Raw genomic sequence first — 23397 nt, 5'->3', positions numbered from 1 at the left:
CTACTGCAGAAACATAGGCAGATGTAAGGCAACTGTGAACCCCTTACATCTCCCCACGGAGAGAGACATGGCAGAACGCCTGAATAATGACTTTCAATTCCTGGATGTCGCACGCCAAGACCCAGAGAAAAAAGAGATTGATGTCCGCAAAGCAGAATTTGTGGAAATTTATAAGCCTTATACAGCGGAAATTGCAGCCAATCAGACGCATCGCTGCCTAGGCTGTGGTAACCCGTACTGTGAGTGGAAATGTCCGGTACATAACTACATTCCAAACTGGTTAAAACTGGTGTCTGAAGGACGTCTGTTCCAGGCGGCTGAACTATGTCACCAGACCAATACCTTGCCAGAAGTCTGTGGTCGTGTCTGTCCGCAAGACCGTCTGTGTGAAGGGGCGTGTACCCTGAACGACGGTTTCGGTGCGGTGACGATTGGTAATGCCGAAAAATATATCAACGACACTGCCTTTGCATTGGGCTGGCGTCCAGATATGTCCAATGTGAAATGGACAGACAAAAAAGTTGCGATCATTGGTGCAGGTCCTGCCGGACTTGGCTGTGCAGATATTCTGGTGCGTAACGGGGTAAAACCTGTGGTATTTGACAAGCGTCCGGAAATCGGTGGTTTGCTGACTTTTGGTATTCCAGAATTCAAAATGGAAAAAGACGTAATGAAACGCCGCCGTGAAATCTTCACGGGTATGGGGGTGGAATTCCGTCTGAACACTGAGATTGGTACAGATGTGACCATCGACCAGTTACTTGCAGATTATGATGCGGTATTTATGGGTATGGGAACATACACTTACATGAAAGGTGGTTTTGCCGGTGAAGATCTAGATGGTGTTTACGATGCGCTGGACTTCCTGATTGCCAATGTCAACCGTTGCCAAGGCTGGGAAAAAGATCCGTCTGAATATATCAGTGTTGAAGGCAAGAAAGTCATCGTTTTAGGCGGTGGTGATACAGCTATGGACTGTAACCGTACCTCAATTCGTCAAGGTGCTGAATCTGTGATGTGTGCTTATCGTCGTGATGAAGAAAATATGCCAGGTTCACGCCGTGAAGTGCAAAATGCGCGTGAAGAAGGGGTAAGTTTCCAGTTCAACCGTCAGCCTATCGAGATTGTCGGTGAAAATGGCAAAGTTACTGGCGTGAAATTTATTACTACTCAGCTAGGTGAGCCAGACAGTCGTGGTCGCCGTAGTCCAGAGCCGATTCCGGGTTCAGAAGAAACTCTTCCAGCGGATGCAGTCCTGCTTGCTTTTGGTTTCCGTACCAGCCCAGCTGACTGGTTCACCGATGTGGAAATTAATCTGGATGGTTCAGGTCGTGTCGTTGCCGCTGAGCAGCAGCAATATAAATTCCAGACCTCGAATCCAAAAATCTTCGCTGGTGGTGATATGGTACGTGGTTCAGATCTTGTAGTAACTGCAATCTGGGAAGGCCGTCAGGCAGCTGAAGGGATTCTGGATTATCTGGATGTTTAACAGTTGAAAATTCACTGAAGTTATGTAAACAACCCGCTACGGCGGGTTTTTTGTTTTTGGATATTGTCTAACTTGAAGAGAGCCCATTAAAAAAGATTATAAAAAGTAACAAAACTTTAGAAAATACTGTTTAAAATCAAATTAATTATATAAATATTAATAAATAATTGAGGAGAAGATATCATGCGTGTATTCAAACAATCTCTTATCGCCTTGATGCTGGCCAGTACCCTCACGCTGACGGGTTGTGGCTATAACACCTTACAGGTTAAAGATGAAGCGGTGACGGCTGCATGGTCAGAAGTGCAGAACCAGTACCAACGCCGTGCCGATCTGGTGCCGAATCTGGTCAATGTCGTGAAAGGTTATGCTGCACATGAAGAACAGGTGCTCACCGAAGTGACTCAGGCACGTGCCAATGTTGCCGGCTTAAAAGTCGATAAAGAGGTCCTAGAGAATCCTGAACTATTCCAGCGCTATCAGGAAGCTCAATCGCAAATGACCAGTGCCTTGTCACGTCTGCTGGTAGTAACTGAAAACTATCCTGATTTGAAAGCCAACCAGCAGTTCCGTGATTTGCAGGTCCAGCTGGAAGGCACTGAAAACCGGATTGCCGTTGCACGTAACCGTTATATCACAACGGTTCAGGACTTTAACTCTTATGCGCGTCAGTTCCCGCAGGTGATGACGGCTAAAGTGATTGGCATGGACACCAAACCGAACTTTAGCGCCGAGCAAAGTGCACAGAAAGCTCCCACGGTTTCCTTTGAATAAGTAAGATCTTTAAATAAGTGAGGAATCAGATGTTCGAGATGCTGCTGAAATACTGTGCTGGTTTGCTTCTCATGCTGGGCATGGGAATGACAACACTTGTTTCAGCAGAAACGGCGACGGCTACAGATACTGAAGAAGTCATCGTAGCCCGTGAAATCTTACAGCCTAAAAATAATCAAAATACTCCAGCCCAAAATACAGAAACTGCAGCAGCATCACAGCCACAAATTGTCAATGACATGGCTGAAGGGCAGCTTCAGCGCGACTTGCCCAGCCTGAATGAACCAGTTATTGATCAGGCAAATTTACTCAGTCCCACTGAAAAACAGCAACTCAGTCAGCGCATTCTAAAACTTTATAATGAAGGCAAAGGGCAAATAGGTGTAGTCATTGTTCCAACCACGGGGCAGGAAGATATTTTTGATTACTCCATGCGCGTTGCTGAAGCCTGGCAGCTGGGTTCAGCCAAGCGCGACAATGGTTTGTTGATGACGATTGCCATTAATGATCGCCGTATTCAAATTTTGACCGGTTATGGTCTGGAGGGTGTACTACCTGACATAGTGGCAGGTCGAATTATTCATGACAAAATTACGCCATTTTTTAAGCAAGGCCAATATGCGCAAGGCATTGATTCTGGACTAACCGAAATTGAACGTATTTTAAATTTAGATCCTGAAATTGCTGCACAGGCCGCGGATGAAATCAAAGAACGTCAGGAACAAGCCTATCAAGCTCAAAAAGCATCGCAAGCTACTTTTGGGAGTGTCATCTTTATTATTGTTGCAGGTGTTATTGGCTCCATGATCTTTGGTAAACGTCTGAGCGCAGCAACTGCAGCGGTGGCAGGTACAGCGGCAGGATTGGTGAATGGCTTAGGCTTGGTTGCTAGCCTAATGATTGGCGCAGGTATTTTCTTTTTATTGGTCACCTCTATTGCCCAGCTGATTTTACATGCCTTTTTAGCTGGTGGCGGCCGGGGCGGTGGTAGTGGCCGTGGTGGATTTGGTGGCGGCGGCTTCGGCGGTGGCGGTGGCAGTTTTGGCGGGGGAGGAGCATCAGGCTCATGGTAACAACTACAGATACGACAGAGATTGTCACGCAACCTAAGCTGGAAGAACATGCACAGCCGAGTTTTAAGCGCTGGCTAAAGCATTTCTTTTATATGCCTGCAACCAAGCGCTTTTTTTCCAAGCAGGATCAGTATGCAATTGCACTTGCGGTCGAAGAAGCCGAGCATGGCCATGTCGGAGAGATTCAGGTGGTGATTGAAGGCTGCTTGCCTTCTCGCTCTGCTTATTATCAAGATACTTTATGCCGAGCACGGCAATTATTTGCCGAGATAGGTGTTTGGGATACAGAATATAATAGTGGAGTACTCCTGTATTTGAATCTTTGTGAACATAAGGTTGAAATCGTGATTGACCGTGGAATTAAGAATGCCACGACCCAGCAAGTCTGGGATGAAATATGCCAAAGCATCATTCAAAATCTGGCTCAGCAGGAGTTTAAAGAAGGTGTAATTGAAGGTGTGAAGCAGATTGGAGAAATTCTAGATCAGTACTATGATCGAAAAATAGATGATTTAAAGAATGAATTAGGGAATAAACCAATCATTCTGGGGTGATTTTAGTCAACTAACTGACAAAATTTGTCAGTTAGTTACACAAAATAAAACACAAAGATTACAAAAAATAAAAATATTTTTTTAAAGTGCTGTTTTTTCTCTCAATTTTATTATAATAAAACTTGGCACACTTAGTGCTAAATATAAAATAAGCGGAATGAGCTTTTTCTTTTAAGCTTATAAATAAACAAAAACATTTGTGGAGAATGTTATGAATACAGTACAAAAGGGTTTTACCCTTATTGAGTTAATGATTGTTGTTGCAATTATCGGTATTCTTGCTGCGATTGCGATTCCTGCTTATCAAGATTATACAGTTCGTGCGCGTGTATCAGAAGGCATGACTGCTGCATCAGCAGTAAAAGCTACTGTTAGTGAAAATATCTCAAATAATGGTGGTGCACTAGCTGCAAATAACTGTCTAGGATTTACTGACGTTAGTACAGCTACTGCTAATGTGGCGTCAGTGACATGTACACCCGCTACAGGTGTAATAACAGTAACAATGACTAATAAAGCAAAAGCAGCGGCATTCACCTTGACTCCGACTGCAAGTGCAAATGGTGTAACTTGGAAGTGTGCTAAATCTGGTACTACTGATATTAAATATTTACCAGCAGAGTGTCGTGGAACCTAATGTTTGACTCAGTTAAACATTTAAAAAATAAAGAGCTATTTATAGCTCTTTATTTTTTTATTTTTATTTTAGGAATTTCTATTCAATTGAGTTTTAATTTCTACAATGAAGCTCGAGTTTTAGAAATTTTACTTTTATTAGGTTTAGGTTTCTATAGTTTTATAAATAAAGGAAATTTTTTTTTTAAAAAAGAGTTAGTTTTTTTATTTTTTATTTTCTTTGGCTTGTTTTTTTGGCTTAATTATCAAATAATTTTTTTTGAAATATTATTATTTTATTTATTATATAGAGCATTTTTTGTTTTAAAGTATAATGAAATACTATCTAAATTGATTGTGTTTTCTAGTTTGTTTATTTTTATTTTTTTCCCTGTGTCTTTATGGGAGTATTTGAATACAGGAAAATATCAAAATTGGTATCCTTTACCATGGAATATACGTGTTTATAATAGCTATTTTTTGATATTCTCTATTTTTGCAATTTGGTTTTTTTTAAAAGAAAAATATAAAATTATCTACTTGTGTTTTATATTCTTAGCTTTCTTATCAATTCTTTTGGATGGTGGTCGTTCAGCAACTTTAGCTTATACGGTTTTTATTGGGTTAATTTGCATATTCAATAGGTCGGCTCGGTTAAAATTAATATTTATATATAGTTTAACGTGGTTAGCTTATTTTTTAATTATACATTTCTCAAGTCAATCAGGTTCTAGTTTGAGATCTATTGCTAGAGATTCTACAAGTGGTCGTTATGATCTTTGGCTAAATGCATTTCAATGTTGGTTACAAAGTCCAATTTTAGGGTGTGGTTTTTATCAATTAGATCAATACCCAAGCTTATCAGCGCATCCCCATAATTTATTTATTCAAATTTTAACTGAAACAGGCTTAATAGGATTTTCTTTCTTGGCTTATATTGTTTTTAGTATTTTAAGAAAAATAAGCTTGAACCTTAAAAAAAACTATTTTGTCATCGCAGCATTAATAGCAATAGCTATAGATTTATCATTCTCGGGTATTCATATTTACCCGATTACTCAGTTTGCACTACTTTGGTTATTTGTTTTCTTGCTTAAAAATCCAGAATTTAAGCATTCAGCTTATTTTAATTCACTTAATAATAAAAAATCAACTTTAACTAAAATTATATATTTTGTTGTGTGGCTTATAATTACATTTGTATTTTTTTACTTATTTTTAAACACTTCTGTCTTGTCAGGAAGCTTACCTTCAACACCACCCCGTTTTTGGGAGTATGGTTATCAGCTTTTTTGAAAAAATATTATAAAAATTTTCACTCTTAGAACCAAATACTATTTTTCATTCAAGAAGCAGATTACCTTTTAATCTGCTTTTTGTTTATCATGTGCCCAATCTTCACTGCCTTAAATTTCTATGAAATTCACGCTTGCTCTTATCGCAGCAATCCTCATCTCTCTTGCATGGCTTATGCCTGTTCATTATCGTCCTTGGGTCACTTATACGGGTGAGCTATACGCATTTTTTGCATTATTTGTGCTAGCTACAATCTGTCTAAAAGAAAAATTAAGAATTCCAGTAGTTAGTCTGCCGCTATTGTTACTCACCTGTGTACCATTTATACATTTTCTGACAGGACAGGTCTTTTTCTTTAGCACAGCCATGATGGGCTTTATTTTTGTCTTTAGTTTTTGGCTCGTGAGTGTGTTGGGTTATAACCTTTCAATAGGAGATTATAATCGGGAAAAAACCTTTACCAACCTTAGCTATGTGTTTTTGGCTTCAGGTACAGTCACAGGCATTATCGCACTTTGCCAGTGGACTAATTTGGACGCGACTTTGCCAGGTATGGTGAATATCAGCGGTAATCAGCGGCCCTATGCTAATTTCGCTCAGCCAAATAATATGGCAACTTTTTTAGTCATGGCTTTGATGAGCTGCCTTTACTTATATGAAAATAAAAAAATCCATACCAAATGGTTATTTGCCTGCGCTGCAGTGATTGTTATGGGAGCGGCTTTAAGTCAGTCACGTACTGCTTGGGTTGCTGCAATCGCGATTATGCTATATCTGGCGTTCTACCAATATAAAGGCATTATCCGCCTGAAGTGGTATTACAGTACCGCTTGGTTCATCTTCTTTATTTCTTGTATTGCCTTTTTCCCATTACTGAGTCAGTTAGTTGCGCAAGCGATGGGTACAGACGTGGTGCAAAGCCGGGATGTCGTATCGCGTGCCACCGGGGATATGTCACGTCTTGCGATCTGGCAGCAAATGATAGCTGCAATTCAGGCACAGCTTTGGTTTGGCTATGGCTGGTATCAGACTAGTGTCGCTTTTGTCTCGATCAGCGATACCGTACAAGGCCCGGTCTGGATTCGAAGTGCGCATAATTTTATTCTGGACTTTTTACTCTGGAATGGATTAATCATTGGCCTAGCATTTTTGGCATATTTTGGTTATTTGGCTTATCAGTTGCAAAGATGGGTGAATACCCCGGAATCGGTGCTTGGGATTTTGATGATTGGAACATTTATCACGCATGCCATGTTTGAATTTCCGCAGCACTATGCTTATTTCCTGTTGCCTGTGGGTTTTATTCTGGGTACAGTTTTAGCGCAAAATTCAAAGATCAAAACTATTACTTTACCGACATTTGCTTTGCAACTGACTTGGGTAGTTGGCTTGGTAGTCTTGCTGCTGATTTATCGAGATTATGATGTAGCTGTTTCTAAACTTGTAGATAGTATGCGTTATGAAAAATATTCAACTGAAATAACTGATAATAGACAGATCTATCTTCTGACAGAGTTCAATAATCGCATTGCCTGGATTCGTCTGAATCCTTATAGCAAAGTATCTGCTGATCAGATTCTGGAAGGTGAACAAATGGTCTTGAGTTATCCGACTAAATATAACCTGATCAAATATGCCAAACTCTTAGCTTTTAATGGTTATGAGGCGGAAGCCAAGCATCAGTTGGAACGCTTAAAGATCATTCAGAAAACTGAAATGAGTTATAAAGAATTAACGCAGGATGTACCTCGCTAAATACAAAAAAGCCAGCAGATGCTGGCTTTTTCTTTAACTAAACTCTAAATTTAAAGCTGACTTTGAATATAGTTTTCAATGCCAATGCTTTCGATCAGATCAATTTGTGTCGTTGTCCAATCCAGATAATTTTCTTCTTTCTCTAGAATTTCCTGAACCAGATCACGCGTCACATAATCCATTTGGGTTTCAGCCAGTGCGACAGCTTTCTGGATGGCTTCAATATTCTCTTTGACTTTGCGCACATCACAATGCAGCACTTCTTGAGTATGCTGACCGATATACAGTTTGCCCAGATTTTGTAAATTCGGCAGACCTTCCAAAAATAAAATACGTTCAATAATTTTATCGGCATGTTTCATCTGAACAATGGATTCTTTATATTCTGCCGAGCCCAGTTTCTCAATGCCCCAGTCATTAAACATGCGCGAATGCAGGAAATACTGGTTAATGGCAGTTAAGTGGTGATACAACACCTGATTGAGCTGATTAATCACATCACGATTGCCTTTCATCGCATAACTCCATTTGGACCTGTTTTATCTTTCTAAGAAAGCGCTCTAATGCTGATAGTAAAGCAAGTCAGGGGCAAATGGCGAGTAATTTATGGAACAGCAAATGAAAATCGACATCGAATCGATCCGAACTCAGATGAATGACAATAAAAACCCGCCAGAGTCAAAGGCGGGGGAGGAGTAATGACCAAAGATCATTGTTTTTTTCATTATGCTTATAGGGAGAAATCTTTCTAAATTTATGCTGCAACTGCCAGCCGTGCTGCAATTTGTGAAACTTCATCACTGATGATCATACGGGCTTCTGGTGCACAGCGGCCACAGCAAGTTCCCAAGTCCAACATATCGCGGACCTCACGATAACTTTCAGCGCCATTTGCAATAGCATCTTTAATGTCTTGATCTGTAATGCCACGGCATAGACAAACGTACATAGGACACAACCACAGTGATTAAATAAGATAAGTAATATTATTGATAATTGTTATCGTTTGTCAATAAAAATCATTTGAAATAGCTTTTATCATGATTGATGATTTAGATAAAAAATCACCACCTGAGTGGAAATCCAAGTACTGCTCGGATTTCCACACAAAAGCGATTCATGATTTAGAATGAGATATTGCAGGGTGGGGATTGAGTAATTTTTATAACTTATTGATTAATGATGACAATGCCATCCATTTCAACCAAGGCATCTTTAGGCAGGCTGGCCACACCTAAAGCGGCACGTGCTGGATAGGGTTGGGCAAAATACTCCCCCATAATTTGATTGACCAGTTGAAAGTGAGATAAGTCGGTCAGAAAAATATTCAGTTTGGCGATATCTGCCAAAGAGCCACCAGCGGCTTCACAGACTGCTTTTAAGTTATCAAACACCCGGCGAATTTGAGCTTCAATGCCTTCAACCAGTTCCATACTATAAGGATCCAGGCCAATTTGACCTGATAGATATAAGGTATCACCCACTAAAATGGCTTGCGAATAAGTGCCAATCGCAGCAGGGGCATTTTCAGTATGGATTACTTGGCGGGACATTAATTTCTCCTTTTATCATCGACATACATCATATTCGATCAATTCGGCCGATCAAAGCACTATCGTTTTAAATGATTAACTCGCTTTAGAGGCTTCACTGAAAACAACGGGCTGTGCCAGACGGATAATTCGCGGGAAACCGAAATACATGCGTAAATCCCGGATAATCTGTGCAATCTGTTTACGGTTATGCACCACGATATTGACGTAAGTTTTGTCATCCTGAGTGCGCACCATTTCCACCCCGGAATGCGCTTTACGACATTGGTAAATCAGGTCGGAAATCTGCTCGTCATTCATGTCCAGGTCAATGCTGAGATAGGCAGTAAAGCTGATATCTTCCAGATCATCAGAGGTCCACTGCAACAACATGATATTTTCTGGATGCTGATGCTGTTCATGCAGCAGGTTATGGCAGCGCGCACGATGCACAATCAGACCGCGACGGGTCAAATGCCCCTGAATTGGATCACCCAGCACAGGATTGCAGCAATGTGCATATTTGACATCGACACCTTCCGTTCCCTGAATCAGACGGTCTGAGCTGGCAATATTCTGATGCTGATCTTGGGCAAATAAATGGTTGGCCACCAGTTGCGGTAATAAATCACCGACTGCAATCTGTTCAAACAGCTGCTCTTTACTGGAAACATGGCGCCATTCTAAGAGGTTTTTCCAGTCTGCTTCAGTCAGATCACGAATGGAACGATGGAACAATTTCAAGGCACGATTGAGAGCCTGTTGTCCGACCAGACGCTGTTCGTCTGGGTCCTGATCACGCAGAATATTCTGAATAGCACGACGAGCTTTCTGGGTATTAATAAAACTGAGCCAATCTGGGTTCGGAGTCGCAAGGACATCGGTAATAATTTCGACCACCTGACCACTGACTAGAGGAGTCGACAGTGGTTTGGTCTCATTATTAATTTTTGCACCCACCGCATGGTTGCCCAGGAATAAACTCGCGGCATAAGCAAAGTCGACCGCCGTGGCACCTTGCGGCAATTCATGTAAATGGCCGTGCGGAGTATAGACCCAGATTTTTTCTTGGTGCAGATAATCCAGTAGTTCACTGAAAGTGGTTTTGGCACATTCACCATCGACCAGAACATTCAGATTTTGCATCGAGGCCTGAATCGCAGAGCGGCAGGCTTGCGGCGCACTTTCACCGAGTACAACGCCAAAACGTGCCGCTTTACGCATGAGTTCGGTTTGAATAGTCAAAGACAAAGTGGTCTTTTCGCCTTTCAGGCGCATCATCAAGGACTGGTTGCCTCCCGGTAATGGGCGGCGGATATGATCTTCATAACTCTGGATTTTAAAACTTTGTGTCAGGATTTCTGCCAGTCGGTCACAGTCCGCGATGCTCTGTAAAATAATTTCAAAAGCATGGCTATGAGTTAATTCTTGTAGATCGATATCATTTTTAACGAAGTGGCGCAGTAGCTCAATATTATTATTCTTCTTCTTAATCCGGCCCTGAATGGCATTCTGTTGCAGCAGTTCAGTCAGGTTCTTTTCCCATTTGGCCTGATATTCACAGCGTTTTGGCTTGGTTTCCAGCAGGGCGGCCTGCACATTGTTATACATATCCAGATCTAGATTCTGATAACAAAGATGTTCCAGGTTATCGGCCATTTCATTCATGCCGACAATACGCGCCATCGGAACAAAAATTTCAAAGGTTTCGCGGGCAATACGCGCGCGTTTGTCCGGACGCAGTGCCTCCAGGGTAGTCATGTTGTGATAGCGGTCGGCCAGTTTCACAATAATGACACGTGGATCTTGTAAGGTGGCTTGCAGAATTTTCCGGAATGAAGCGGCTTTATTATATTCTTTATCGCTGGAATGACTCAGTTTGGTCACGCCATCGACCAGTTCGGCTACAGTAAAACCAAAAGTCTCGGTAATATCGTCTTTGTTAAAGTCGGTATCTTCAATCACATCATGCAGCAGTGCGGCCATCAGCGTTTCAGGGTCAAGACGCATATGCGCCAGAATACAGCTGACCGCAATCGGATGCAAAATATAGGGTTCGCCACTTTTACGCACAATCCCGTCATGGGCAATATCTGCATAATCACAGGCCGCAAGCACACGTTCGACATCGCTTTCACTTAAATACGCATCGATAATGATCTCTAACTGCTGCTTGGCTTGACTGACCTGTGGGCCTGGCATAAAACACCTTTTTCAACTGAATTTTTTACAAATAAAACCTGAAAGCATTCTAGAAATGTGAATTTCCTGGCTTGATGGTTTTTTGCTACTACAGAGCAGAAAACCCATTCAAACTTGATAGCTAACCCTTATGTTATAACCGTTCTGGCATAAATATAAAAGTCACATAACAAAAAAAGCCTAGTTTAGAACTAGGCTTTTTAAGTGACGATCTCTTATTAGAAAGAAAAACCGTCTAAGTTTAGATTATTTGCAGAAAGTGCAAGATCCAGACTTGATGTTTGATAGTCTTGATCACGTTGTTTCAAAATGTCTTTTGATACATGACCTGAAGCGATTTCACGTAAAGCAACAACAGTCGGTTTGTCATTGTCCCATTCTACAGTTGGTTCAATACCTTGACGTGCCAATTGACGCGCGCGCTTGCTTGCCACTAGTACAAGCTCAAAGCGGTTGTCTACATGGTCTAAACAATCTTCAACGGTGACGCGTGCCATAAGAATTCTCGTTTGAATAATAAATTTTAACAGACTGCACAGTATAAAAGGCTTTGTCTATAGACTCAAGTTTTAATCACTGCCCAGTCGGCGTAATCAGTTTCTGGATCAGTTTTTCATGACGGTTGGCTTGCTGACTCAGTACCAGACGGTTGGCGATAATCACCGCTTCTAGGTCATGCAGCGCCTTATTAAAGTCGTCATTAATAATGATATAGTCAAAGTTACTATATTGCTGCATATCTTCTACCGCGCAGCTGAGACGATGCTCAATCACATCAACTGCGTCAGTACCACGGTTAGACAGGCGTTCACGCAAGTCGAACTGGCTTGGTGGTAAGATAAAAATTTGTTTAGATTCAGGAAAAAGTCGACGAACCTGTTGCGCACCTTGCCAGTCAATTTCCAGTAGCACATCATGACCTTTGGCCAGTTGTTCTTTGACTGTGGCTTGCGCGGTACCGTAGTAATTACCAAATACTTCGGCGTATTCGATAAAACCGCCTTCATTGACCAGATTTAAAAAATCTTCTTTATTTGAGAAATGATAGTGTACGCCATCGAGTTCGCCAGGTCGTTGACCGCGTGTAGTGTGTGACACAGAAACGTGAAGATTGTTGACACGCTCAAGTAGGGCTTTAACAAGGGATGTTTTGCCTGTTCCAGACGCTGCAGAAACGACAAACAAGAGACCCGACATGATATTTTTCCTGATATGATAAAATATCTTCTCTATTTTAGAGTAGAGCGGCTTTAAACTAAATAGTTGTCAGTCGATTGTTTACATTTATTTCAATTGAACCGCTAAAAATGGTGTGAGTATTGAGGATTCTATGGAAATTGTTTTAGCCAACCCACGTGGTTTTTGTGCTGGTGTAGATCGTGCCATTGCGATCGTGAACCGTGCCCTAGAATGCTTTAACCCACCGATTTATGTGCGTCATGAAGTGGTGCACAACAAATTTGTCGTAGATGACTTACGCCAGCGCGGTGCAATTTTTGTTGATGAACTCGATGAAGTCCCTGATAACAATATTGTGATTTTTAGCGCACATGGGGTTTCGAAAGCGGTACAGCTTGAAGCTGAGCGTCGTGGTTTAAAAGTCTTCGATGCGACTTGTCCCTTGGTGACCAAGGTGCATATCGAAGTGACTAAATATGCCCGTGAAGGTGTAGAGGCCATTCTGATTGGTCATGAAGGCCATCCAGAAGTTGAAGGCACCATGGGGCAATATGACAAGAAAAATGGTGGTGAGATTTATCTGGTTGAAGATGAAGAAGATGTCGCTGCCTTAAGCGTGCATCACCCTGAAAAAGTCGCTTTTGTCACGCAAACGACCTTATCGATTGACGATACGGCGAAAGTGATTGATGCCTTGCGTCAAAAATTCCCGCTAATTCAAGGTCCACGTAAAGACGATATTTGTTATGCTACACAGAACCGTCAGGATGCAGTGCGTGACTTGGCAGAACGTTGTGATGTGGTACTTGTTGTGGGTTCACCCAATTCCTCTAATTCAAACCGTTTGCGTGAACTGGCTGAACGTATGGGGAAAGCTGCTTATCTGGTGGATAATGCTGATCAACTCAAACAGGAGTGGTTTGCAGAAAATGCCCAGATTGGGGTAACAGCAGGCGCCTCTGCACCGGAAATTCTGATCAAACAGGTGATTCAGCGTTTGCAGGATTGGGGTGCACAAGCGCCCAAAGAGTTGGATGGCCGAGAAGAAAATATTACCTTTAGTTTACCTAAAGAGTTACGTATTCCGGTAACTCAGGCCTAAAGTGTTAAGCATTTAACATTCTGAGTTTTTTATGAATTGACAGATAAGTGCTTTTTGGCAATTATCTGTTTTTTTATACCTTTTATCTGTTGTGTGTAGTTATTGTAATTTTAATAAGTAATAGTTTACATGGGTCAGTCTAAGGCCTAGGGGAGGGGGAATATGCGTAAAATCCAGGGATTTACCTTAATTGAACTGATGGTGACGATTGCGGTATTGGCGATTATTGCAGGAATAGCTGCTCCTTCGTTTGGAAATGCTATAAAAAAACAACAGTTAAATAATACTGCTAAAGAACTTGCATATTTATTTGGTCAAGCTCGTGCTCAATCTGCCGCCCTGCGTAAACAGGTAACCATAAAATTTAACAATGGCACTAATGATGCAACTACTTTTCATTGGACTTCTAAATATAGTGATATAAGGCTTACCAGTGATACGACAGATGTGGTATTCCAGCCCATAGGTTTAGTCACTAAAAGAAACAAGCAAATTGATAATCCTAGCTTTAATCCACTTCTACCTGAAAATAACACTACTAATCCTAAGAAAATTGATCAAGTGGTTCCACTCGTTTTTACAGTATGCAGTACGAAATTGGCTGCCTCAAAAGAAATCAGTATTTCTAGAACAGGTGTAATTGAAAAAATTGAAAATAAAGCAGGGGCATGTTGATGATCAAATCACAATATGGCGTTGGACTAATGGAAGTATTGGTAGCACTTTTTATTTTAGCTGTAGGAGTAGTCGGTTTCTCGGTATTGCAGCTCCGTGCACTTCAGGCGATGACGGAAGCAACTGACCGAACAATGGCCATGACAGTGGCTCGCGATTTGACCGATCGTATGCGCATTAATCGTTTAGCTTTAAATCATTATGTAACTGCTATCAACACCAAACAGTCAGAAACAGGCTGTTTAGGAAGTAGCTCTACCTATGTACCTGCATGTGATGGCCAAAAAATAGCCAAATATGATGCGACACAGATTTTAAGCAAGGCAGAAAGTTTGGGGCAGACGATTGTGATGAAGCAGTGTGAAGGAAGCAGTCGCACCTGTATTTATATTGCATGGGGAAAAACAGCCATTACAAAAGATGATATTTCTACATGTATGGCTAATGGAGTATATAAAGCTGGCGCACAATGCCTAGTAATGGAGGCATATTAAGGATGAAACCACAATCTGGCTTTACACTTATCGAACTTATGATTTCCCTTGTGCTGGGATTACTTATTACAGCCGCAGCTATACAACTTTATATTACCGCTCAAAAAAATATGGCTATACAACAAGGCGCAGCTAATTTGCAGAATAGTGCCAGTTTTGGCCTGGAATATATGTTGCGCAATATACGTCTAGCGAATTTAAACTCAGGTAAACCGATTATGGATCCCTCGATATTACATGGGGGGATTGTCTTAGATAGGGCTAATCTTAGTACCAATTCAACGTTTAAGATCACTGGAGCTGATGCGAGTAATAACCTCATGACAGCAGGAAATATCGGACCTTCAAATTTACAGGGATTAAAAAGCGATCAACTGGTGATCCAGTATCGCAATACTATTAATAATAAATATGACTGTGAAGGTACTGAAATTGCTAGAAATGTATATGTAGTCGAACGTTATTTTTTAAGAGCAGATAGCAAGGTAAATAATGATCCAAATGCTGCTTTAGCATTAGCCTGTAAAGCTACCAGCTATTCTGGTGATAATGATCTTAAACTTGATAACTTAAATGGGAACGGTGAGGTCATTATTCCTCGAGTCGACCATTTACACATTTTATTAGGTGTCGCCAGTGACACTGTTGATGCTACCAAATCACCAGCAGTTGCAGGCCAGGATGGGGTACTGGATCGTTTTGGCTACATTAGTATTCCTAATTATTTAGCTTTGGCAACTAAACCTCAGATTGTATCTCTTCAATTAGGGATGCTGGTGCGTTCACCAGATAGTGTGGGGAATAATAGTGCTGTTGACCCAAATAAAAACTATCAAATTTTTGATATTAATAAGCCTTTAATTGCTGACAATAAAAATAATTTGTATATGAGGCAAGTAGTTACCCAAACAGTAGCACTGAGAAATGGATTTGGTATTCAGGAGAATCCTCAATGAAAGCTTTATCTATACAGCGAGGAGCTACTTTAATTGTAGTTCTGGTTATGCTCATCCTATTAACTTTAGTGGGAACCTGGGCAATCAGAGGAAGCTTAACCTCCTTAAATATTGCTACGAATACGCAGGCACAGGCCCTGCTTCAGCAAGCCTCTGATGCCATATTTTTTAGCTTGGAAAATCAGACTTCTGATGATTTTGCGCTAACCAATATGAGGATTGGGGATGGAATGCTGGCTTATGTATTAAGACCGGAAAATAAGGATAAAGAACTTGTATTCTGTATTCGTGGGGGGGATGCGAATACTCTGGAGGGGAGTCGGAATGCAAGTGCTGTCTATTGGGAAGGTAGTCAAATTAAAAATTCTCAACTGGGAAATATCGGCTTTTGCAAAATTTCTCGTAAATCAGACTTCATTAGTGGCCGTTCAGCAGTAATGACGCGAGTGGGCATTCGAGCGGATAGTTCTGGTCTGGATTGGGAACATTTATTGGAAGGAGATGATGCCCAGCTATCAAAAACTCAACAGATCCAGAAAGTGGCAGTCAACGTTATTTCTATTATTCCAAATTTAAGTGAAAGCTCTGCAACAGATATCCAAAACTGCTTATCCAATTACACAAGTTTTTATGATTCTTTGGCCGCCAATAAGACGGTAGCAGAGTGTTTAAAGGATCATAATGTGCCTTATAGCGATCAGGAAATGCAATACACCCTAAGACCTGTAAAAGGAACATCGTAAAGGAATGCTAATGATGAAATATATAAAAAAACAAGTGAATATGACACCATTTTTCCGAAAAACGATTGTCTCTAAATTTAAAGTAGCGGGAATCTCTACAGTATTAACTGCTTTATTATGTGCTGCGCTCCCTATGAGTTATGCAAGTGATATTGAAATTTATAAGGTGCCTGAAGATAGTGTAGGCAGTACTACATTAATGTTGATGCTCGATTTATCAGGCAGTATGGGATATGGGGTAGGATACAGTAATACGTCCATGAGTATTCAGGATGATTATGGTGTATGTGTGGGCTCAAGAAATAATGTAGTAGAGGATACAACAACGACTCCTTTATACTCACGTTACTATTGTGCAGTTTCTGCTAGTGCAGCTAGTTCTAAAGTCAAGGATCCTCAAACGGGTTGTGAAAAACAGCCTAATGGTAGTTACCGATGCTATGACCGTTTAACCCGGTTAAAAGATGGGTTAAGAGAAATTTTACAGGGCACCCCTACTGTACCTCGGGTGAGTGATAAAATCGTTCTAGGCCTTTCTACCTTTGCTGGAGATAATGGTTATATCCGAGTACCTGCAAGACCTTTAAGTGAAGTTATAAGTACTTACCAAGTATTGGAGACAACTTTAGTTGAAGAAGAATATATAGATAAGGTTCAAGTTGGTACAACAACAAAAAACTATACTTTTGATAAAGAAAGGTGGGCTAGTTATACAGTTACAGAAAAAGAATCCTATAGATGTTACCTAATTTTTACTTGTACAAGAGATGTTCCTGTAACCTATTATCAAGCTTGTAAGAATGCTTGGGATTCTACTTCTCCGTATGCTTGTAGTTCATGGTCTGCTCCTTCAAAAGACATGCCAACTAATTTTAATGATAAGCTTCCATTCAAATCCTGTACCCAAGGTGATAATTGTAAAATTTTTTACGAAAAAGACCAAACTGGAACAACTGAAGTTCCAGTTTATGAAAATGTGACCAAAACAAGAACAGTTGAAAAACAAACTTGGGTGACAAAAAATATTACACAGCGAGATTTACTCCTTTCTACAATCAAAGATTTGAAAGCTAGTGGAGGAACACCAACACCATATGCATATGCTGAAGCTGCTGCATATTTAATGGGGCAACCTACCTTAAATAATAATACTTATAGTGGATTTAATTTATCTGTTGTAGATGCTAAAGATACAACTAAAACTCGAACTTATTTGGCACCTCAATCCATTAGTGGTCAAGTTAATAATCCAGAAAAACGTGAGTGTAGTGGACAAGGAATTTACTTTTTAACAGATGGAGAACCATCACCTGGAGGGAATTCTACTAATATATATAATGCTATGAATACAACATTAGGAAGTCAGTCAGCCCAATTTGATTGTAGTCTAAGCCCTTTAGGTAACCGTGGTCCATATGGTAGCAGTAACAATGGTTGGGCATGTGTCGGTAGATATGCACAAGCGTTACTAGATCCTGCAAAAAATCCTGTCGGTTTAAAAATTAAAACTGCTGTTGTAGGGTTTGGTAGCGATTTCAATGGGGATAGTAACCCAGACGTACAAGATGCAAAAGATTGGGGGGTACTGGGTGGCGGTGGCTGGAAAGCTGGTTCTAACTCTAAAGATATTTCAGACAGTATTAATAAGTTCGTTGAGGAATTGAATAAAGATATTCCATCTATGAGTACCGGGTCATCAACGATTCCATTAGATGATTTGAACCCTGCAATTGTACAGCCTTATTCTTACTTCCCACAGTTTGAGCCAAAAGTAAATCCAGTAGAGCGTCAGCAAATCTGGTTTGGTAATTTGAAAAAGTTCCACGTAGTGAATAATGGAGTTTATGCAAGTAAAACGCCTAGCGATTTAACTGTGGTGGTGAAAAAAAGTAAATTGCAAGATTTAGCTGATATCTGGGCCAAAGCTGGGATGAGTTATCCAGAAAATGCACCAATATTTAAAAAAGGCGGAGCTTTAAGTCAGCTTCCTTTAGGGCTTGGTACTAATACAACGGGTAATTCAGTAACTGCGAGAACTCTCTTAACTGACTATAGTTATGATGGAACTAAACCTGTAGCTGAGCAAGTTTCTCGTAATTTAGATCTAGTCAAAATTGATCATACTTATACAACTAATGCGAAGACTAAAACAGATGGTACTTATTCAAGAGCTTTAATGAGCTTGCTCGGTTTCAATATTCCAAGTGATATTTCTACAACTGATCTCGATCTTTCTACCTATTCGGCTACAGTAAGACAAATGGGAAGCATTCTGCATTCTAAACCTATCCTGATTACTCAGCAGGGTAAGGCAGTAGCTGAGAAAGACAACAATACAGGTAAAATCAGTATTGGTAGTACAAATCGTGAAGATTATGTGCTATTCGGGACAACTCAAGGTTTGATCCATATTGTAAATGCAGAGACTGGGGTAGAAAAATTTTCTTTTGTTCCTAAAGAAATTATTGAAGGTCAGTCAGAAACTTTCAAAAATGAAGGAGGAAATCTGGCGGGAGGGAAAGATGCTCTTTATTATGGTATGGATGGCGAATGGACTGCTCACACAATCTATGTCAGTAAAAGTGATGGGACTCTAACTGTAAAAGGAACTTCTCGTACTGACTTGGATGGTAAAACTGAGGACCTGAGCGGTAAGCAGTGGGTATATGGCGGAATGAGAATGGGTGGACGTAGTTATTACGCCCTAGATCTAACCGATATTAATAGTCCAAAAATTAAATTCCATATTGATCCAAGCGCAGGCAAAGTATATTCGCAAAAAAATCCTGCCGGTAAGTCTTTTAGTGCATTAAGTAAAATGGGCCAGAGCTGGTCTAAACCAAGCCTTGGCTATATTAACTGGCAAGGCAAACGTAAACTCGTCATGATTGTCGGAGGAGGGTACGATGCGGGTGGAGTTGATGGAGATGGTTTGAAGGTCAATGGTATCCGTACGGGTTATGCTGGATATGAAATCTACAATTACAAACAGGAAAATGCCACTTCAACCAATAAAGAAATTGGTGCAGGAGTGTATATGTTTGATGCTGATACCGGGGATCTATTATGGAATGCAGACTCTAGTACTAATGATCACTTAAAATATAGTGTTGTAAGTCAGATTCGTACTGTAGACCGTAATAATGATGGGGTGATTGACCATTTATATTTTGGTGATCTTGCGGGACAAGCGTTTAGGGTGGATTTCAAGAATGATGGTGCGACGACATTTACTGCACAAGCTAACAGGATTTTAAATCTGCATCAAAATAATGGTACTAGTCCGCGTTTTTATACGATGCCAGCCTTCACGGCTCACTATAGCGCAGGTAGTAATGCTATTTATGGCGGAAATATTGTAGTCGCTACCTTTGTGTCTGGTAATCAGAGTTCGCCATTGGTAGGTACAGTAGATTCGGCACAGAAGAAAGATCCTCTAGGTTTACAATACGATGCTGCCTATGCGATCTATGATTATGATGCTTATCCAAGTACTGCTGAAGGACGTTATCCAACTTCAAATATGGAAGCAAGAACATTGGCTAGTAGCTCCGCTACCAGTCCAGCCCCTACCCAGCTGAGATATGTCAATAACGCTACGTCTTCAACTACAGTAAATAAAACTAGTGGGTGGGGAGGCTGGTATTATGTGTTTAATAAAAAGTTTGATGGTAGTGAAGCTGCAGCAAACATTATTAAAGGTCTAACTACTCCAATTGCTTTAGAGGGTAGTCTATATGTTACTCAATATGACGCATCTAATAATGGTACTACTTCAAGTTGTGGTGCTGGGGTAAAAGGGCATAGTTTTACACAGCGTTTATGTTTGCCAACAGGTGTATGTAAGCAGGATGCGAATTACACTTATAATTTAGGATCAGGGATTGTAAGTCCAAATGTGGGCAGTACAGATAATGATCCAAATAAACGGAGTCTGGTGGTACCTGATCCAAATGATGTTTGCTCAGGACCTAACTGTAGTCCATGTAAAGGTGCGGCATGTGGAGCAAATGGAAAGTTCCTGGAAACAGGCGGTTCCTTACGTTTTATTCCAAATCGTTGGTATGAAAAATATGCACAATAATCATTGGACTATGCGTATGCCGCAACAAGGATTTACATTAATTGAATTAATGGTGGTGGTTGCAATTGTGGCTATTCTTGCCACGATTGCAATCCCGAGCTATCAGACTCATACCCGAAAGGCAATCGCTGGTCAGGCCCAGCAGGAAATACAAAAGCTAGCAGAGCAGTTGGAGCGTCATAAAGGTAAAAATTTCAGCTATTTAGGTTTTGATCCTAGCTATTTGTATAAAGATAATAGTGGAAATTTAATTGGTTATAGCACAACTAACGCGCAGCTAAACCTACCTTTAAATAGTACTGGAACTGCTGTCAAATATATTATTTCAATTCGAGATGGAACGGAGAGTGCCAAACTTTTAACCAATACTAATGCGCTCGGACAAAGATGGGCTATTAAAGCAGAAAGCCAAGATCCGAATAATTTTACCTTTCTTATGACGAGTACAGGAATCCAGTGTAAAAATCAGACTAGAGCAAATGTATCTTATACAGGGTGTGGCACAGGAGGGGTGAGTACATGGTAAGAAACCGGTTAGGATTTACTCTTATTGAACTGATGTTAGTGGTAGCGGTTATTGCTATTCTTGCAGCAGTAGCTCTTCCTTCTTATCAGGAGCATGTAAGAAAGACAAAGCGTACAGAGGTACAGGCCGAGTTAATTGACATAGCAAGTAGATTGCAACAATACAAGTCAACTAATTTTAACTATAAGATTAATGCAACAACTGCGATTGATTTAACTAAGTTAGGCTTTCCTTCAGCTACTCCTTTATCTCAAAATGGTTTGTATACACTTAATTTAAGTTTTAATACAGCAGCAACAAGCTGGGTGCTAAGTGCTGTACCTTCACCCACAGGAAGTCAGAAGAATGATGGGGTAAGTTGTTTGGATGATACTGGTCAACGTTACTGGTCAAAAGTAACAGCAACTGCCAGTGCCTGTGGTAGTGCTTTAGCAGTAAATTCAAACTGGGACGGTCGCTAAATTCAAAATTGTAGCCAACCCACTTTTAATCTTTCATTCAGGGCAAAGTTCAAGTAAAATACTGCCCTCTATGAAAGGGGTTTGAGCTGTATCGATGGTCGGTACAAGGATAATCCGTAAAAACTATAAGGTTCTATCATGGTTGTTATTCGTCTTGCACGCGGTGGTGCTAAAAAACGTCCGTTCTATCAAATCATTGTGACTGATAGCCGTAATGCACGTGACGGTCGTTTCATCGAACGTATCGGTTTCTTCAACCCTACAGCTCAAGGTAAAGCAGAGAAACTTCGTTTAGATGCTGAACGTTTTGCTCACTGGGTTTCTCAAGGTGCTCAACCTTCTGATCGTGTTGCTTCTTTAGCTGCTCAAGCTAAAAAAGCTGCAGTTGCTGCATAATTTTTCTATAAATTAGGTAGTAGCTTGCCCATGACACCAACACAGAATGTTCCCGAAGATCGTATTCAGATTGGACAGTTGCGTTCAGCATATGGATTAAATGGGTGGCTCTGGGTCTATTCCAATACAGAACCTATGAGCAACATATTTGACTATCTGCCTTGGTACATTGAGACCAAAGCAGGTTGGCAAATTGTCGATGTAAAACGTTGGAAACCACATGGTAAAGGACTGGTTGTTTCGCTGAAAGGTGTGAGTGATCGCACTGGCGCAGACGAACTGGTTGGCTCCAATGTCTGGATCTCTAAATCGCAACTGCCTCAAGCAGGCGTAGATGAGTACTATTGGTCTGATTTAAAAGGTCTAACTGTGTTAGGTCTGGACGATGAAGAGCAAGAAGTCAATCTCGGTCAAATTTTTGAGCTGTTTGAGACAGGTGCTAACGATGTGATGGTGGTTCGCGCAACTGCCGACAGCATCGATGGCGAAGAGCGAATGATCCCATGGCATAAAGATGTGGTGCAACGCGTTGATCTTGAAGCTGGTCGTATCTACGTCAATTGGGGCGTAGACTACTAAGAATTTTTCGGAAATACGGGAGTCTGCGATGTTTTTTGCAGTCATTACGCTTTTTCCTGAAATGTTTGAAGCGATTACAGCCTATGGGATTAGCGGGCGCGCAGCAAAACGTGAGTTGATGCAAATTCATTGTATCAATCCTCGCGATTATGCGACGGGCAACTATAAACGGGTGGATGAACGTCCATTCGGTGGTGGTCCGGGTATGGTGATGATGGCTGAGCCTCTGGCAAAAGCAATCCAGCATGCCAAAGAGCTTGCAACGCAAGCGGGTGCAGTTCAGGTTCCTGTGGTGTATATGTCACCGCAAGGAAAGACCTTAAGCGAAACTGCGGTACAGGATTTTGTCAAATATGATGGAATCATTGTACTGTGCGGACGTTATGAAGGCGTCGATGAACGTTTGATCCAGCAATATGTTGATCAGGAATGGTCAATTGGAGATTACGTCTTGTCGGGTGGTGAACTGCCTGCGATGGTTTTATTGGACAGTATTATCCGGAGAATTCCGGGTGCCATGTCTGATGAACAGTCACACGTGCAAGACTCATTTGTGGATGGTCTTCTAGACTGCCCACAATATACCAAGCCAGATCATTTTGAAGGTTTGGATGTGCCTGAGGTGTTAAAGTCCGGGCATCATGCCAATATTGAAAAATGGCGGTTTTTGCAGCGATATCAGCGTACACTTGAACGCCGCCCAGAGTTGGTGGAAAAAGTCGAACTGACCAAGCAGCAGAAAAAATGGCTAAAAGATTTGTAAGATATTAATGAGTAATCATTTCTATCTTCAAGCAAGTACTTAAAATCATTTAAGTATTCTTTAATAGGCTCTTTATGGTTGAGATGGTCAACCATAAAGGGAAAGATAATCGGGTCTATGCGCTTTAGCCTCTATACCCAGCGATGATC

The 23397-nt window shown here is 40.9% G+C and carries 24 protein-coding genes; 18 read left to right on the top strand and 6 right to left on the bottom strand.

Going from position 1 to position 23397, the window contains the following annotated elements:
* Window positions 1–67: 67 nt before the first annotated feature.
* From AC13CK_RS07385 to AC13CK_RS07355, 7 genes are all read left to right on the top strand, one after another.
* The gene (locus AC13CK_RS07385; RefSeq protein WP_425879395.1) at window positions 68–1489 is read left to right on the top strand and encodes an FAD-dependent oxidoreductase; all 1422 of its coding nucleotides are present in this window, start codon (window positions 68–70) and stop codon (window positions 1487–1489) included.
* A gap of 183 nt (window positions 1490–1672) precedes the next feature.
* Window positions 1673–2263: a LemA family protein gene (locus tag AC13CK_RS07380; protein ID WP_312586370.1), complete on the top strand. Its 591-nt coding sequence runs from the start codon at window positions 1673–1675 to the stop codon at window positions 2261–2263.
* Window positions 2264–2292: 29 nt separating this feature from the next.
* Window positions 2293–3336: a TPM domain-containing protein gene (locus AC13CK_RS07375; protein ID WP_425879397.1), complete on the top strand. Its 1044-nt coding sequence runs from the start codon at window positions 2293–2295 to the stop codon at window positions 3334–3336.
* Window positions 3330–3890, top strand: a complete 561-nt coding sequence (locus AC13CK_RS07370; RefSeq protein ID WP_425879399.1) for a TPM domain-containing protein — start codon at window positions 3330–3332, stop codon at window positions 3888–3890. The genes AC13CK_RS07375 and AC13CK_RS07370 overlap by 7 nt, the downstream gene beginning before the upstream one ends.
* 211 nt (window positions 3891–4101) lie before the next feature.
* Window positions 4102–4527 carry a pilin gene (locus tag AC13CK_RS07365; RefSeq protein ID WP_425879400.1) on the top strand — a complete coding sequence of 142 codons (426 nt, stop codon included), beginning with the start codon at window positions 4102–4104 and terminating at the stop codon, window positions 4525–4527.
* Window positions 4527–5801 (top strand): O-antigen ligase family protein, encoded by a 1275-nt coding sequence (locus AC13CK_RS07360; protein WP_425879402.1) that lies wholly within the window; start codon window positions 4527–4529, stop codon window positions 5799–5801. Before AC13CK_RS07365 ends, AC13CK_RS07360 begins: the two co-directional genes overlap by 1 nt.
* A 120-nt stretch (window positions 5802–5921) precedes the next feature.
* Window positions 5922–7556 (top strand): PglL family O-oligosaccharyltransferase, encoded by a 1635-nt coding sequence (locus AC13CK_RS07355; protein WP_482831043.1) that lies wholly within the window; start codon window positions 5922–5924, stop codon window positions 7554–7556.
* Window positions 7557–7606: 50 nt separating this feature from the next.
* Here the strand turns inward: AC13CK_RS07355 and bfr are convergent, their stop codons facing one another.
* The 6 genes from bfr to gmk form a co-directional block, all read right to left on the bottom strand.
* A complete protein-coding gene (gene bfr / locus AC13CK_RS07350) occupies window positions 7607–8071 on the bottom strand; it encodes a heteropolymeric bacterioferritin subunit Bfr (RefSeq protein ID WP_005101322.1) in 465 nt (154 codons plus the stop codon).
* 239 nt (window positions 8072–8310) lie between these two features.
* A complete protein-coding gene (locus AC13CK_RS07345) occupies window positions 8311–8505 on the bottom strand; it encodes a bacterioferritin-associated ferredoxin (protein WP_325755075.1) in 195 nt (64 codons plus the stop codon).
* A gap of 220 nt (window positions 8506–8725) precedes the next feature.
* On the bottom strand, window positions 8726–9109 hold the full coding sequence (locus AC13CK_RS07340; protein ID WP_004644973.1) for a RidA family protein: 384 nt from the start codon (window positions 9107–9109) through the stop codon (window positions 8726–8728).
* A gap of 75 nt (window positions 9110–9184) precedes the next feature.
* Complete coding sequence (locus AC13CK_RS07335) at window positions 9185–11290, bottom strand: RelA/SpoT family protein (protein WP_325755077.1); 2106 nt, start codon at window positions 11288–11290, stop codon at window positions 9185–9187.
* A 218-nt stretch (window positions 11291–11508) separates the two neighbouring features.
* On the bottom strand, window positions 11509–11787 hold the full coding sequence (gene rpoZ, locus AC13CK_RS07330) for a DNA-directed RNA polymerase subunit omega (protein WP_325755078.1): 279 nt from the start codon (window positions 11785–11787) through the stop codon (window positions 11509–11511).
* Window positions 11788–11863: 76 nt separating this feature from the next.
* Window positions 11864–12487 (bottom strand): guanylate kinase, encoded by a 624-nt coding sequence (gene gmk / locus AC13CK_RS07325; RefSeq protein ID WP_253147964.1) that lies wholly within the window; start codon window positions 12485–12487, stop codon window positions 11864–11866.
* Window positions 12488–12620: 133 nt separating this feature from the next.
* Between gmk and ispH the strand changes: the two genes are divergently transcribed.
* The 11 genes from ispH (at window position 12621) to trmD (ending at window position 23248) form a co-directional block, all read left to right on the top strand.
* A complete protein-coding gene (gene ispH, locus AC13CK_RS07320) occupies window positions 12621–13571 on the top strand; it encodes a 4-hydroxy-3-methylbut-2-enyl diphosphate reductase (RefSeq protein WP_425879410.1) in 951 nt (316 codons plus the stop codon).
* A 162-nt stretch (window positions 13572–13733) separates the two neighbouring features.
* Window positions 13734–14246: a pilus assembly FimT family protein gene (locus AC13CK_RS07315; protein ID WP_425879412.1), complete on the top strand. Its 513-nt coding sequence runs from the start codon at window positions 13734–13736 to the stop codon at window positions 14244–14246.
* The gene (gene pilV, locus AC13CK_RS07310; RefSeq protein WP_048881848.1) at window positions 14246–14740 is read left to right on the top strand and encodes a type IV pilus modification protein PilV; all 495 of its coding nucleotides are present in this window, start codon (window positions 14246–14248) and stop codon (window positions 14738–14740) included. The genes AC13CK_RS07315 and pilV overlap by 1 nt, the downstream gene beginning before the upstream one ends.
* 2 nt (window positions 14741–14742) lie before the next feature.
* A complete protein-coding gene (locus tag AC13CK_RS07305; RefSeq protein ID WP_053215401.1) occupies window positions 14743–15696 on the top strand; it encodes a PilW family protein in 954 nt (317 codons plus the stop codon).
* Window positions 15693–16439 carry a pilus assembly PilX family protein gene (locus AC13CK_RS07300; RefSeq protein ID WP_048881777.1) on the top strand — a complete coding sequence of 249 codons (747 nt, stop codon included), beginning with the start codon at window positions 15693–15695 and terminating at the stop codon, window positions 16437–16439. The genes AC13CK_RS07305 and AC13CK_RS07300 overlap by 4 nt, the downstream gene beginning before the upstream one ends.
* A gap of 10 nt (window positions 16440–16449) precedes the next feature.
* Window positions 16450–20523, top strand: a complete 4074-nt coding sequence (locus AC13CK_RS07295; protein ID WP_425879415.1) for a pilus assembly protein — start codon at window positions 16450–16452, stop codon at window positions 20521–20523.
* A 10-nt stretch (window positions 20524–20533) separates the two neighbouring features.
* Window positions 20534–21049: a type IV pilin protein gene (locus AC13CK_RS07290; RefSeq protein WP_244782754.1), complete on the top strand. Its 516-nt coding sequence runs from the start codon at window positions 20534–20536 to the stop codon at window positions 21047–21049.
* Entirely contained in the window at window positions 21043–21510 is a 468-nt protein-coding gene (locus AC13CK_RS07285; RefSeq protein ID WP_224216230.1) for a type IV pilin protein, read from the top strand. Before AC13CK_RS07290 ends, AC13CK_RS07285 begins: the two co-directional genes overlap by 7 nt.
* Window positions 21511–21648: 138 nt before the next feature.
* Window positions 21649–21906 carry a 30S ribosomal protein S16 gene (gene rpsP, locus AC13CK_RS07280; RefSeq protein ID WP_085064356.1) on the top strand — a complete coding sequence of 86 codons (258 nt, stop codon included), beginning with the start codon at window positions 21649–21651 and terminating at the stop codon, window positions 21904–21906.
* Between the two features lie 30 nt (window positions 21907–21936).
* Window positions 21937–22485, top strand: a complete 549-nt coding sequence (rimM, locus tag AC13CK_RS07275) for a ribosome maturation factor RimM (protein WP_004281200.1) — start codon at window positions 21937–21939, stop codon at window positions 22483–22485.
* Between the two features lie 28 nt (window positions 22486–22513).
* On the top strand, window positions 22514–23248 hold the full coding sequence (gene trmD / locus AC13CK_RS07270) for a tRNA (guanosine(37)-N1)-methyltransferase TrmD (protein ID WP_425879418.1): 735 nt from the start codon (window positions 22514–22516) through the stop codon (window positions 23246–23248).
* Window positions 23249–23397: the final 149 nt, after the last annotated feature.

Source organism: Acinetobacter sp. L-24, assembly GCF_056857555.1.
The sequence above is the reverse complement of the archived record's forward strand: the minus strand, read 5'-3'. Positions and strand labels throughout refer to the sequence as shown.